The 14,073-nt window shown below is 61.6% G+C and carries 8 protein-coding genes; 5 read left to right on the forward strand and 3 right to left on the reverse strand.

The genetic code is table 11. The features are described 5' to 3' along the window. Window positions 1–98: 98 nt before the first annotated feature. Entirely contained in the window at window positions 99–3,527 is a 3,429-nt protein-coding gene (locus AB1E33_RS27885) for an SdrD B-like domain-containing protein (RefSeq protein WP_372580491.1), read from the reverse strand. Between the two features lie 491 nt (window positions 3,528–4,018). Between AB1E33_RS27885 and AB1E33_RS27890 the strand changes: the two genes are divergently transcribed. Beyond that, window positions 4,019–6,679: a Mur ligase family protein gene (locus AB1E33_RS27890; RefSeq protein WP_372580492.1), complete on the forward strand. Its 2,661-nt coding sequence runs from the start codon at window positions 4,019–4,021 to the stop codon at window positions 6,677–6,679. A gap of 11 nt (window positions 6,680–6,690) precedes the next feature. Here AB1E33_RS27890 and AB1E33_RS27895 read toward each other — a convergent pair whose 3' ends face one another. Both AB1E33_RS27895 and AB1E33_RS27900 read right to left on the reverse strand, forming a co-directional pair. Next, window positions 6,691–7,557 carry a class I SAM-dependent methyltransferase gene (locus AB1E33_RS27895; RefSeq protein WP_372580493.1) on the reverse strand — a complete coding sequence of 289 codons (867 nt, stop codon included), beginning with the start codon at window positions 7,555–7,557 and terminating at the stop codon, window positions 6,691–6,693. 85 nt (window positions 7,558–7,642) lie between these two features. Then, the gene (locus AB1E33_RS27900; RefSeq protein ID WP_372580494.1) at window positions 7,643–8,713 is read right to left on the reverse strand and encodes a helix-turn-helix transcriptional regulator; all 1,071 of its coding nucleotides are present in this window, start codon (window positions 8,711–8,713) and stop codon (window positions 7,643–7,645) included. Between the two features lie 722 nt (window positions 8,714–9,435). Here AB1E33_RS27900 and AB1E33_RS27905 point away from each other — a divergent pair. The 4 genes from AB1E33_RS27905 to AB1E33_RS27920 all read left to right on the forward strand — a co-directional run. After that, complete coding sequence (locus AB1E33_RS27905) at window positions 9,436–10,374, forward strand: capsule assembly Wzi family protein (RefSeq protein WP_510762310.1); 939 nt, start codon at window positions 9,436–9,438, stop codon at window positions 10,372–10,374. Between the two features lie 138 nt (window positions 10,375–10,512). Then, window positions 10,513–11,688, forward strand: a complete 1,176-nt coding sequence (locus AB1E33_RS27910) for a nucleotide sugar dehydrogenase (protein WP_372580495.1) — start codon at window positions 10,513–10,515, stop codon at window positions 11,686–11,688. A gap of 198 nt (window positions 11,689–11,886) precedes the next feature. Next, entirely contained in the window at window positions 11,887–13,071 is a 1,185-nt protein-coding gene (locus AB1E33_RS27915; protein WP_372580496.1) for a CAP domain-containing protein, read from the forward strand. Between the two features lie 202 nt (window positions 13,072–13,273). Beyond that, window positions 13,274–14,073, forward strand: an 800-nt coding sequence (locus tag AB1E33_RS27920; protein ID WP_372580497.1) for a calcium-binding protein, incomplete at its 3' end; no start/stop codon positions are given.

The following is a 14,073-nucleotide window of genomic DNA, read 5'->3' on the forward strand; positions in this document are numbered from 1 at the left end:
TTCCGGACGGGAGCACAACAAAACAAACATGCCCAGCCGGATCGGCTGGGCATGTTTGTTTGCGTTCGGATGGCAAGGCCCCGGAGGGACCTTGCAGATCAGATCAGTTGCACATCCTCGATATTGCGGATGTCCAAATCGATGGTCGTGAAGCTGAACGTATCGGTCAGCACGCTGCCATCATTGATGCTGCCCGGTGCCGGTGCATTGGCATCGACCATCGCCAGATAGACATCAATCTCGGCCTGAACCGCAAGCGCATCAGCGCCGTTCAGCGAAATCTCGAGCGTGTCGACACCGCTTTCTCCGTCAAGGAAGTCACGCTCACCGGCATCAGTGGCTTCGGACCAGACGAACTCGTCTTCTCCCGCACCGCCGAGGACCGTATCAGCGCCGGTATTGGGGCTTTGGAACCGGTCGTCGCCCGCACCGCCGGACACGAAATCCGAGCCTTGCAAGCCGCGGACGAAGTCATCTCCGGCACCGCCGAACAGGATGTCATCGTCGAACTGGCCGTTCAGCACGTCGTTGCCGATGCCGCCCAGAGCGACATCGCCCTGGCCGTCCGCGTTGATGGTGTCATCGCCTTCGCCGCCAAGCAACATGTCGTTGCCGGAGGCGCCGCGCAGATTGTCGTCACCGCGACCGCCTTCGACGACATCATCGCCGCCCCTGCCGTTGATCACGTCCTCGCCGCGTGTGCCGAGGATGTTGTCATTGCCACCGGTCCCATCATAGGTGACCCCATTGTCGCCCGGCGCTTCGACCAGAACGGTCACATCGGGATCTGCGGGATCAAGCGTCGGCACGTCGCCAACCTGAACCTCGACGGTTTTGACGAAGCCCACGCCGTTGGTCACGGTATAGGTGAAGAAATCGAAGCCGTCGAAATTCGCACCCGCTGAATAAGTCACGGTGCCGTCCGCCTCGATCACGACGGATCCGAAGCCACCATCATTGACCTGCGCCACCGACAGCGTGCCTTCGCTGAGTTCCAGGTCGTTGGCCAGAACGTCGATATTGACCGACCCGCCGGGAGCCGGTGCGGCAACCGCGTCGCTGGTGCCGCCGGGCAGGATCGCCTCGACCGCAACCGTGACATCGTCGAATTGCAGGAATTCGACATTGCGCACCCGGTCCACACCATCGACGGAGGTGACCGTCAGCTCGCCGGTGAACAGATCCACGATCTCGATCGTCGCATCGGCATAGTTGCCGCCGAAGACCGCAGTGTCGACCTCGCCATCGCCGTTGATGTCGTCGTTTCCGGCGCCACCGATGAGGATGTCGTTTTCGGACCCGCCATTCAGATCATCTTCGCCATCGCCGCCTTCCAGACGGTCATCATAGGCGTCACCGTTCAGGACATCGTCGCCACCATTGCCGAGCAACGTGTCTTCGCCCGAAAACCCGATGATCGTGTCATTGGTTTCGCAGCCCACCAACAGATCGAAACCGCCAACGGGCGAGTTCTCGTCGATCTGGCTGGTGCCTTCGATGAGGCCACAGCGCAGCAGACCGGCATCAAGCGTCAGGTTGGATTCGCCTTCGGCCAGCGAGACCACCTGGGTCATCGCATAGTCCGGGTCACCGGCCATGGTGACCGCATCGGAATCGCGGGCGTCGTCCGCCCCCTGATTGGCCGCAGTAAAGGCAAAGCCTGCCGGCAGAATGAAGCCAACCTTGTAGTCGCCCGCCTTCAGACCGGTGAACAGGTATTTGCCATCCGCATCGGTGACCTGCTGATCCAGGATCGTGCCATCGGGTGCCAGCAGATGCACGGTCACGCCCTGCACCCCCTGCTCGCGGCCCGAGAAGAACGGATCGAACGCCTCGTCGTTCAGGATGCCGTCACCAAAGATATCCAGCCAAACCGTATCACCAAGCTCAGCTGTCCCCGGGTCAGAGTTGCGCACACCGGCATCGTTGTCGCCGGTATCGGCATTGGCAACGACCTCGATATTTTCAATGACCGACATGGTGGTGTCGCCGATCGCATCGCTGTCCGAGGCATCATCCCCGACATTGGCATCAATCAGGGTCTTGCCGTCCAACACGCCGTCCGGATCGGTGAATTTGACCCCATACGTACCCGGTTCCAGGTTTTCGAAAGAGTAGTTCCCGTCGGCGTCGGTTACAGTTGTTGCACCGGTGGGGACGCCATCACCATCCAGCAACATGACGACGACGCCTTCAATCCCCGGTTCGTCACCATTGTTGTTGTCTTGGTTGTCATCGTCGGTATCGCAGAAATACCGGCCCGACAGCGAGCCCGGATCGGGTTTCTCGCAGACGCCCAGATCGACATCGCTTTCGCTGTCAGCGGTCACGCTGATGACACCCGACATGCCATTCTCGTCGACATCGGAGTCGATCGTGTCATCCGATCCCGCGTCCTGAATGGTGAATTCGGTGCCATCCGGCGCGACGCCCATGATCTTGTAATCGCCAACAGGCACGTCATCGAAACGATAATTGCCGTCCGCATCGGTTTCGGTCGTGGCAACGACATTTCCGTCCAGATCGACCAGCTTGATGGTGACACCGGCCTTTGTCGGCTCAGACACGATTTCCTGCGTGTCCTGACCTTCGAGGACGATATTGTCGATGCGGACATACTCGCACCCATCGCCGCGTACCTTGAGCGTCACATCATCACCGGGCTCGATCGCGACATCCTTGATGACATAGGTCGAGAAGCCACCATTATTCGAGCCAGCCCCATCACTATCACCATCGAGGCGCACCGCCTCGACGAGCACGCCGTCGACCTTCAGCTTGATGATGCTCTGCCCGTCATTTTCATCCTGCACGCGGATTTTGACGTCATACACACCAGCTTTCCCGTCGAAAGTGGTGCAAAGCGCAGCGTAACTGCCGGGGCAGTAGAGCTTGACAAGCTCACCGCCCGAGGCCTGCGCCCCGGAGACGACCTTGAACCCGTTGCTGTACATGTCTTCGGCTTCGATCGTGTAATCACAGCCCGGGATCACGGTGACCTCGCCATTGATCCCGTCGCAATCCTGATCGCAAAAAACGGTGCCCGAGATCGAGCCGGTTTCGATCTTGTCCCCGGCGCTGAGGCATTTGTAGTCAACCCAGTTGCCCCGGACATTGCAGGTATTGACCACGGTCAGTTCGGTTCCCGCCGGCGGCACCTTGCCGTAGAACGAGAAATAATCGTCGCCTGCACCCGGGGCGTCATGACCTTCGATCTCAATCTCGATCATGTAATAGGTCTGACCGTCCGAGCCTTTCAGCACATGATAGCTTTCGGCATACATCTGGCCGCCAACAGCCTCTCCGTCGACATAGGCTTTCTGACCACTCCAGTCATTGGCGTTCTCGTCCTTACAGGTGTCGCCCGACAGAAAATAGTCGTTATCCTTGGTGGACAGGCAGACGCTGGCGCTTCCTGGCATGGTGAATGTGTCACCGCATCCAATGCTTGACCCGTTGCCGCCCTGATCCAGAAGATCGGCCTCAGTGAAAGCGGTCCACTCGTATTCCTGATAATTATTCGTCACTGTTGCTTCCCCCTAGGTATGCACCATCATTACAAAATACGTCCCGCGAACAGCGGGCTCGGTATAGGGGGATCCAGAATCAATCCGGATTAAGACTGCATGAGATGAAATATAGGCAGCCGAAAGCTTTCAAATTTTTCAACCAGCACACTCAACACTCTTAATGACAGGCGAAATTCTCCCATCACTCACAGATACTTCTTGGTTCCCCAACCACTCTGCCCGATTCAAAAACCCCTTCGTCAGGCATCACAGCCATTAAGGAATAGAGTGGCGCTACTCGTCAACATTTTCGCCAAAATTTCGCCAAAATTTAATGCACCTTTGTCGTAATTCAGCCAAATCTCATCACTTCGGGAAACAATCGGCGGTATTTTTAGGGCACCGTTTCCGGTGATCCCAGCCAGTCTGCGTGGCGGTTAGGCGTTGATGCCGCAAGCCTTGGAAAATATCCTGATCGTGCGTCTCGCCCTGTAATCGAAAGCAGACACATGCAGGCATGTCTTCAGGTCCGGTCACTGCAGTTCTTTCACGGCTGCAAACATGACATCGCGGGCAGAACTGCCCTGCTCGATCTGGAGGTCACCGCTCCGGTCCCCGATCCGGTGCTGGCGCGTCTGGCGCAGCCCGACGGGCTGCCTGGCCTGGCCCCCGCCGAAGAGATGCCCGATATCGCGGGGCGCGACTGGGTGGCGCCGCTGCTGGTCGGCGGGCGCGGCCCCTCGGCGCAGGCCGATCTGTCGGCGGCCCTGATCGTGTTGCTGCAACTCCGGGCGCGGGTGCCGGTCCACAAGGGTCAGGTGCTGGAAGCAAGCCCCGGCCGGATCCGCCTCGCCCTGCCCTGGCAGCGCCAGCAACTTTTTCGCAACGCCACCGATCTGATGATCGCATTGCTGACACCGGACACAGCTGAGGCAGAGATTTCGCAACACCTGGCCCGGTTCCTGGAACAGGAACGGCGCGGCGGGCTGGCGCCCAATTCGATGCGGTTCGCACGCGCTGCCATGGATCGCGACATGCCGGTAACGGTGCTGAACCAGCAGACGCTGCAGATCGGCTGGGGCGCGCGGGCGCGACGGCTGCGCAGCAGCTTCACCGACCGGACCGGTTCGCTGGCCGAGAAGCTGGCCCGCGACAAGTATTTCAGCCTCCAGCGTCTGAAACAGGCCGCCCTGCCGGTGCCCGAGCAACGCTTTGTGCGCACGCCGGAGCAGGCCCGCGCCGCCGCCGCCGAGCTTGGCTGGCCGGTGGTGCTGAAGCCGGTAGCGCTGGATCAGGGGCGCGGCGTGCATGTGGGCATCACCTCGGATCAGGACCTTACCCGGGCCTTTCACGCGGCCAGCGATCTGCAGGATCAGGGCGTTCTGGTCGAGGCGTTCGTACCGGGTGACGATCACCGGCTGCTGGTGGTGAACGGGCGGATGATGATGGCCGCACGGCGCATCCCCGGCGGGGTCACCGGGGACGGGAAGCAGACTGTGGATGCGCTGCTCGACCAGGTCAATGCCGACCCGCGGCGCAGCAGCGCGCCGCGCAGCCTGCTGATCGAAATCCGCCGCGATGACGAGGCGCTGTCCTGTCTGAAAGAGGCCGGGCTGGCCCCTGACAGCATTCCCGAGACAGGCCGTTTCGTGCCACTGCGCCGCACCGCCAATGTCAGTACCGGCGGCACTGCGGTGGATGTGACGGACCTTGTGCATCCCGACAACCGGGTGGCGGCGATCCGCGCGGTGCGGCTGGTGGGGCTGGATGTTGCCGGGGTGGATTTCCTCTGCCCCGATATCTCGGTCAGCTACCGCGACGGGGGCGGCGCGATCTGCGAGGTGAACGGCCAGCCCGGGTTCCGCCCACACTGGCTGAGCACGCCGGATCGCGACGTCAATGGCGAGGTGCTGGATGCGCTCTTTGCCGGCCGGCCCGCCCGTATCCCGACCGCCGCCATCACCGGCACCAATGGCAAAAGCACCACCGCCATGATGCTGCACCATATCTGGCAGAAGGCCGGCAAGACCGCCGGGGTCTGCACCACCGTGGGCACCTGGATCGGCGAGGACAAGGTAGATACCCAGAACCTCAGCGGGTTGCCGGGGGCGGAACTGCTGCTGGGCGACCCGGCGGTCGAGGCGGCGGTGCTGGAAATGCCGCGGCTGGGGCTGATCCGGTTCGGCCAGGCCTGCGACCGCTATGATGTGGCGGCGCTGCTGAATGTGCAGAACGATCATCTGGGCCAGAACGGCATTGACACGCTCGAGGAGATGGCCCGGCTCAAGTCCGGCGTGATCCGGCACGCAAGCACAGCGGTGGTGGTCAATGCCGAGGACCCGCTCTGCCTGCAGGCGGTTGAAATGACCACCGCGCCGCGCCGCATCCTGGTGGCGATGAAGGCCGCCACCCCGGCCCTGGCCACCCATCTGGAGGGGGGTGGCGACGGTGTTTTCGTGACCACGCGGGACGGCGCCGACTGGATCGTGATGGCGCGCGGGCCGCGCCATGTCCCGGTGATGAAAGTGGCTGACATTCCGGCCACAATGGGCGGGCTGCTGCGCTTCAACGTGATGAACGCCATGTTCGCCATTGCCCTGGCCGATGCCCAGAGCCTGCCCGGCGAGGCCATCCGTACGGCGCTGGCAAGCTTTGCCAACACGCGCGAGAAAAGCCCCGGCCGCTACAATATGATCGACGGTTTCGCCTGCCCGGTGCTGATCGATTATGCCCATAACGACCCCGCCGTCGCCGAGCTGTGCCGGGTGGTCCGGGCCTTGCCGGTAACCGGGCGGCGTTTTTTGGCGCTGCAGATCCTGGGCAATAGCGGCCCGCACAAGCTTGAAAATAACGCCGTACATCTGCTGGAGAGTTTTGACCGGATCGCGGTGCTGCCCGATCTCAGGGTGATCCGGAAATACGGCTATTTCATCGGCGACGACCCGGAAGAAGAGATGCGGCAGCTGTCACGGGCCACGCTGATCGCGCGAGGTGCGTCAGATGGCCAGATCCTGACCGGGCCGGACAGCGACGCGCTGGTCGAACAAATGATGCACGCGGCCCGGCCCGACGATCTGATGGTGCTGATGATGGCGCCGCAGGACGCCTTCCGCTGGATCGACGCGTTTCGCACCACCCTGGCAAAACCCCCGGCGGTCAATCCGGATTAACGTCTCGCGACTTACGCGTGCCAACGCCTGCGCGCCTCGCCCAGCACGGATGGCCAGGCGCATTTTTCGAAATCGTCATGCGCCCGCCCGGCGTGGTTTTTCCGGACCGCCCAACGCATCATGTCCAGCATTTCGACCGCTTGATAGGTCTGGCAGAACCGTTCGGACCAATCAAAGGCGGCCAGAATCTCGTCCTGGCTGGTATGGGCCTCAAGACAGCCTTCCAGCGCCGCTGCATCAAGCGCCCTGTTCACCTCGAAGAGGACCGAATTGTATTCGGTATGACCAGCATAAGACACGTGGTCCCGCAGTTTGTACATCGTGCTGGCAACCCATGGGTTGCGGAAGAACATGTAATCCTGCTGCACCATGATCGCCCCCTCCACCAGATGGGGAAAGAAGGTTTTGATCAGGTGATCGTTGATCTTCCAGGACTTTGAGAGGTCGATGAACAGAAGCTCTATCGGAGCATCCCAGTTCACTTTCAGGATGTCCTGCTTTGCGGAGATGACGGGATAGGGATCGGTCAGTTTCTGAAACAGGGGATAGATATCCATGCCCTCATGCCGTGGGTGCCCGCGGGAATAGAGGAATTGCTTCTTCTGCTGTTCGGAGGCGCTGAAAAGATCGAAACTGTGGATCTTTCGCGTGTTGTCGGCGCGCATGTTCAACCCGGCCCCAATCGCCGAGGTAGAGCCGCCCATGAACGGTCCGAGATCCACGATCTCCCCTGTCTCCAACGGCATGGCCGCGCCCAGAAAAGCCAGCATTCTCTGTTCTTCCGGCGACAGCATTGTCGGAAAGCTGCGCAATTCGGCGGGCAGGAGAAAACTGCGCGACGTCCAGGGACGTTGACGCAGGAAATCGGATAGCGGCATCTCTGCATCCTTGGGTTTATCGCTCAGGCCGACAATGTATCGGCAATACCGCAGAAACCTTCAAGGCCAAAACCGGTTTCGGAAATCAATATGGCGCTTTCTCCGCCGTGTCCTGGCTGCCAACCCGCAACGGTGGCATCAACTGGTGATAGAGCGTGATGAACTGGCTCTGCCGGTGGCTGCCGGTCTTGGCAAAGATCCGTTTCAGATAGCTGCGCGCGGTAGAGATCGTGAGGTTGTTTTCCTCGGCCGCCGCCGCTAGGGACTTGCCCGCCAGAAGCTGTTTGGCCAATTGCCGCTCGGCCACGGTCAACCCCAACGTCTCAAGCATCAGATCGCGCAGCGCCCGGTCCCCCTGGGTATGGCCGAACACGACCAGCGCCAGGCCGGGCGACTGGCTGAACGGCAGTACGATGACCGTCTTGGGCAGGGCTTCCGCACCGCCCAACTGCACCACCGAGACCTGCCCCGGTGTCGCGGCAGCCGCGCTCAGCGCGGCCTGCAGCGCCTTCTGGTTCTGCGGCAAGCCGGCGGCCAGCCGGTCATGCGCCACGTGCAGTTCGTCATTCTCGGCCAGCCAAGTCTCGGCCAGGCTGGTCATGTAGCGCAGCTCGCCAGCCGCATCCGATACGGCGACCCCGAAGGACAGGCTGCGCAGGATGATATCGGGGATCTGGGCTTGCAGACCGTTCAGGCCTTCTGCCGGGTCGGCCCCGGCCCGCTCGTTGCGCAATTGCTCGGCAAAGGTCAGTCCGATCCGCGCCAGAGATTGCAATTCGGGCCGGCTCGCCGATCCGACCGCACCGTTCACGAAGGCGGCCATCGGCGCAAAATTTCCCACCTGCGCGCCAATGCCGATCAGATAACGGTGCGAGCGCAGCCAGGTTTCACTTGCGCCCTTTGCAGCCCGGCGCACGGGCCGATCCTGTTTTTGGGACAGAAATGTCTTCACCTTGTCGGAAACCAGATCCGCCGTGTCACTCAGGGGCAGAGCCGAACCGGTCTTTCCCTGCCCGACCCAGACATCCACCAGACGTCGACTCGACAAATCCACTATCCCCAGACACGCCGCGCTGACATTGGCGGTGCAGGCCAGCCGCTCCGCCATTTTTACACGACAGTCATATCGTTCCACATCGGTATAAACCGCACACATGTCCCCCGAGCACCCCTAAACCAATCACACTACAAAAAACTTGTCTTAAAAACGTCCCACGAACCTAACAAGGCGTCGGGAACCGAACAAGCAAGCGGTTCCCTCTCAAAGTGGAACTTTTGCTATAATTTCCAATACGTGGATAATGAACAAAAAACACCCATGACTGTTTTGATTTACAGGTTGTACTTTTGAACCCCGGACCACTTTAGCGATTATTCGCCTTTTACCGCCCCGAACCGACCCCGATCCCGCGCTGAATTGATTCTCTGTGATGGCTATGATCTAACGATTCCATAACCCTAGGCAGCAACCTAAACAGGCCATATTCCATGATGACGCCGTGCGTGTTGAGCACCCGGTCGCGCAGCGAAAGCGCCACCGCCCCGTCCCTTTTGCAAACCGGACGGGCATGCCGCTGGCTGGCGGGTACCGCTGCGGCGCTGGTGGTTCTGGGGGCTGTGGCAGACCCGGCGCGGGCGCAGCAAGAAATGGGGCCAGAGGGTCCGGGGCTCAGCTTTTATGGTGGTGCCATCACCGATCCCTTTATCGGGCTGAGCGAGCGTTATGGTGATCTGGCGTTCAATTCCGCCGCAATCCGCTATCAGCGTGATTTCGGACAGCTCCATTTCGACATCACCGCCGCCCATCTGCAGCATGGCCGCGACAGCACCATCCCGCGCTACGAGCTGGCCTACAGCTTTGCCCAAGACACCGCCGAAATCGGGGTCGCCAAGAAGCTGCGCAACTGGGGGCCGTCGCGCTACAGTTCACTGTTCCTGTCGCGCAATGCGCCAGCGATGCATGCGGTCTCTATCGCCAAGACCACCCCCACCGTGCTGGACGTGCCGGTGCTGAAATGGCTGGGGCCCTGGGATGGCGAGTTCCTGATCGGCACCACCGACGGTCCCGGACAGCCCGATGATGCGCTGTTCATGGGGATGCGCCTGGCCATCCGGCCCGCGAAAGGGCTGGAGATCGAGTTCATCCGCACCGCGCAATGGGGCGGCGAGGGGAATTCGCAAAGCCTGAGCACATTCTGGGACGTGCTGCGTGGCAAAACCAATTCGGGATCCTCGGCAGAGGCCAACCAGCTGGCCGGGCTGGGCCTGTCCTACGGGTTCGATATCCAGGACAGCAATCTGCGCTTTTATGGCCAGATCGCTGGTGAGGACGAGTCGGGCGGGTTGCCCTCCTGCACCTTCTATATGGCCGGTGCCGAGTTGAACACGCGCCTGTTCGGCGTGCCCACCACCGCCACGCTGGAGACCGTGGACACCCGCACCGACACCTCCAGCTCGGGGTTCTGCGGGCCAAACTCGGCCTATAACAACAATACCTATTCCTACGCCAACAAGGGCGTGGTGCTGGGCGCGGCAGTCGATACCGAAGGCCAGTCCACCAATCTTTATGTCAGCCACGACTTTGCCGATTTCGACCTCAACTGGAGCGTCGGGCATTACCTGGTCAACGCCGATTCCGCCCCCGATCACCGACTCAGCACCGACCGCCAGAGCGGTACGCTGGCCACGATCGGGCTCGGCAAGCAATTCGACCGGCTGCGGGTGGACGGGATCGTCGCCTATCAGGGCTTTGATCTGGACAAGGCCGACATGAAGGAAGGGCTGCGCGCCGGGCTCGGGCTTTCGGTCGCATTCTGAAACAGAGACCCCGCCCCTGCCCCGCCGTGGAACAAGCCGCAACAGTGCCCGCCCGAAAGGGCGATGCTTCTTGTTGACGAGACCGGTCTGTGCTTTGACTTGCCGCAAGAACGTAGCGGAAGTGTGTGAGGGGTAGTTATGGGTAAATCGAAGATCGCCGTCGTCGGGATCGGCTATGTGGGGCTGTCGAACGCAGTCCTGCTGTCGCGCAAACACGCGGTCACGGCACTGGATGTCAGCGCCGAGCGGGTCGCGATGCTCAATGCCCGCCAGAACCCGATCATCGACCCGGAACTGGAACAGTACCTGTCCGAGGAAGAGCTGGACCTGAAAGCCACCACAGACCCGGCCGAGGCATTTGACGGGGCCGATTACATCATCGTGGCGACCCCCACCAATTACGATCCGACCACCAATTTCTTCGACACCTCCACGGTCGAGGCGGTGATCGAACAGGCGCTCGCGCTGAATTCGGACGCACTGATCGTGATCAAGTCGACCATTCCGGTGGGCTTCACCCGCGATCTGTGTGAACGGCTGGGCACCGACCGGATCCTGTTCAGCCCCGAGTTCCTGCGCGAGGGCCGAGCGCTTTATGACAACCTGCACCCGTCGCGCATCGTGGTGGGCGAGCCGTCGGCGCGGGGTCAGCGATTTGCCGATCTGCTGGCCGATTGCGCGCTGGACGAGAATGTGCCGATCCTGCTCACCGGGCCGTCCGAGGCCGAGGCCGTCAAGCTTTTCGCCAATACCTATCTCGCCATGCGGGTGGCCTATTTCAACGAGCTCGACAGCTATGCGCTGGCCCATGACCTGGACCCGCGCCAGATCATCGAAGGGGTCGGGCTGGATCCGCGCATCGGCACCCATTACAACAACCCCTCTTTCGGCTATGGCGGCTATTGCCTGCCCAAGGACAGCAAGCAGTTGCTGGCCAATTACGCCAACGTGCCGCAGAACCTGATGCAGGCCATCGTCGCCGCCAACCGCACCCGCAAGGATTTCATCGCCGACCAGATCATCGCCCGTGCGCCAAGCACGGTCGGCATCTACCGGCTGGTGATGAAAACCGGCTCGGACAATTTCCGGCAAAGCTCGGTGCAGGGGATCATGAAACGGATCAAGGCCAAGGGGATCGAGGTCATCGTCTATGAACCGGCGCTGAAAGAGCGCGACTTCTTCGGCTCGACCGTCATTCGCGACCTCAATCACTTCAAGGCCGAGGCCGACCTGATCATCGCCAACCGCCACGCGCCGGAACTGACCAATGTAGTGCAGAAGGTCTTTACCCGCGATCTGTTCAGCGCGGACTGAGCCGGACCACGGCGCGTTCCGGCCGCTTTTCCCAATCCCTGTGCGCAAACCTCTGCCGCCGGGCAGAGAGGCCGCATTTGCGGCAAATTCCTGCCAAGCCCACGCCCTATATGAGCGGGATATTTCCCGTAAATTCCGGCCCGATTGCGCCGGCCGGGTGACCCATGCCATCCCCACGGCAGGCAGAGGAGCATTGAAATGTCACAGGCGGACTCATTCGAACGGTTGATGTTGGACCTGATCAACCAGGAACGCGCAAGGGCGGGTGTCGACCCGCTGCAGCTGGAGCTGCGTCTGAACGATTCAGCAGAAGATTACAGCGAGGACATGCTGGAGCAGGATTTCTTCTCGCATACGGGACAGGACGGATCCGATCCCGGCGACCGGATGCGGGATGCGGGTTTTCAGTTCTCCGGCAGCTGGACCTGGGGCGAGAACATCGCCTGGCAGAGCGAGCGCGGTGCCACCGGCATCGCCGATGACGTGGCCAACCTGCATCAGGGGCTGATGAACAGCCCGGGCCATCGTGCCAATATCCTGAACCCGAATTTCGAAGTGATCGGCATCGGCATCGAGCGCGGCAATTACAATGGCTGGGACGCGGTTATGGTGACCCAGAACTTCGCCCGCACCGGCGCACCGCTGCAGCTTGACAACGGCAATGGCGGTGGCGGAGATCCCGCCCCCCTGCCGCCGCAGGATCTGGTGCTCTATGGCAATGGCGGGGCGAACACCCTTACTGGCCAGGGTGGCAATGATCGGCTGGTCGGTCAGGGCGGCAACGACACACTGACCGGCAATGCCGGGCAAGACACGCTTGAGGGCGGTGACGGTCGGGACACGCTTTGGGGCGGTGACGGCAATGACAGGATCGATGGCGGCAGCAGCGACGACCGGCTTGGCGGCGGCAGCGGCCGGGACGTGATCCTCGGCGGCAGCGGCAATGATGCGATCGGTGGCGGCGGCGGCGGCGACGGCCTCTGGGCCAATAGCGGCAATGACACGATCTATGCGGGCGGCGGCAATGACACTTTGGGTGGCAGCGATGGCCGGGACGAACTCTGGGGCGGCGCGGGCAACGATCTGATCTATGGCGGCAACGGTAGCGATACCCTGCGCGGCGGCGCGGGCAACGACACGCTGCGCGGTGGCGCGGACGCGGATGTGCTGGTCTTCTCGACCGGCGCCGATCGGGCGATCGGCTTCGGGGCCGGCGACCGGATCGACCTGAGCGGCGTGGGTTCGATCACCGGTTTCGGTGATCTGCAGGCCAACCACCTGTCGGGAGGCGGGACGGCGGTGATCCGCGACGGGCTGGGCAACACGATGACGCTCGTGGGCGTGGCCGAGGGTGCGCTGGATGCGGGCGATTTCATCTTCTGAGCGTCGAGCCTACCGGAGCGACTGCAAACCGGGCTGACACTGGTCAACGTCAAACTCGTTGACCAGTGTCAGCCCGTATAGTTTAACCCAGCATAATTTTTGACCGCTTCGACCTGCCCAAGCAAAAAAACAATTTCAGAAACTTGCTGCAGCGATCGGGCAGGCACCGGAAAGGCAACTATATTCTGGGGAGAACATTGCTATGACAACCTATTCCGCAACCGGCTTCACGGTTTTCAACGATGCTGCAACCGACACGGATGTCGGCATCCAGACCGGGGCCAGCCTCCAACTGGTACCCACCAGCGGCACCAATTCGCTGCGCTACACTGTTCTGCCGCTGGAACCGGGCGGAACGGCGCCAGATGACCTTTTTGTGGATATCGATATCGATCTGAGCCAGTTGCGCCTCAACGGTCAGAACCTCGACCCGGATGCGGAGGGGCCCGACAGCCAGATCTATCAGATCAACTGGTTGGCCGCAGGCAATGTGGCGCGCACCACCACGATCCTGATCCTCGAGGAAGAAGGGGTAAACCACCCGACACATGGCACCGTTGATGCCGCGCATTTCTTCCGCCTCGGCGGTGATACCCTGCCGAACCTCAACACCTTGGGCGCCTGGAACAATTTCCTGGACAATGCGCTGCAGAGCTATGGCATTCCCCCCGGCTCAAGCCCCTTTGGTCCCAACAAGGATATCCTGCTGAACACGCTGAGTTTCTCCTCCAGCGAAAATGATGTCATCGCCGGGACGAACGGTGCCGACAGTTTCGATGGCGGCGCCGGCAATGACAGCATCGAGGGGTTCGGCGGCAATGACACGCTGAACGGTAGCAATGGCAACGACTTTCTCGACGGCGGTGATGGCCGGGATCTGCTGCAGGGCGAGGATGGCCGCGATACGCTCGAGGGCGGCGCAGGTGCCGACACGCTGCGGGGCGACGGCTGGGCCGACACGCTATCAGGCGGCGAGGGGGCGGACCAGCTCTATGGCGGCGA

The organism is Ruegeria hyattellae (assembly GCF_041537925.1).
In the GTDB taxonomy this organism is placed as follows: domain Bacteria; phylum Pseudomonadota; class Alphaproteobacteria; order Rhodobacterales; family Rhodobacteraceae; genus Ruegeria_C.

What these genes read in the sequence shown, in the direction of transcription:
- AB1E33_RS27895 (WP_372580493.1), bottom strand. Translation starts at nt 7,557, where the DNA reads ATGCCGCTATCCGATTTCCTGCGTCAACGTCCCTGGACGTCGCGCAGT.
- AB1E33_RS27900 (WP_372580494.1), bottom strand. Translation starts at nt 8,713, where the DNA reads ATGTGTGCGGTTTATACCGATGTGGAACGATATGACTGTCGTGTAAAA.
- AB1E33_RS27915 (WP_372580496.1), top strand. Translation starts at nt 11,887, where the DNA reads ATGTCACAGGCGGACTCATTCGAACGGTTGATGTTGGACCTGATCAAC.
- AB1E33_RS27910 (WP_372580495.1), top strand. Translation starts at nt 10,513, where the DNA reads ATGGGTAAATCGAAGATCGCCGTCGTCGGGATCGGCTATGTGGGGCTG.
- AB1E33_RS27890 (WP_372580492.1), top strand. Translation starts at nt 4,019, where the DNA reads ATGCAGGCATGTCTTCAGGTCCGGTCACTGCAGTTCTTTCACGGCTGC.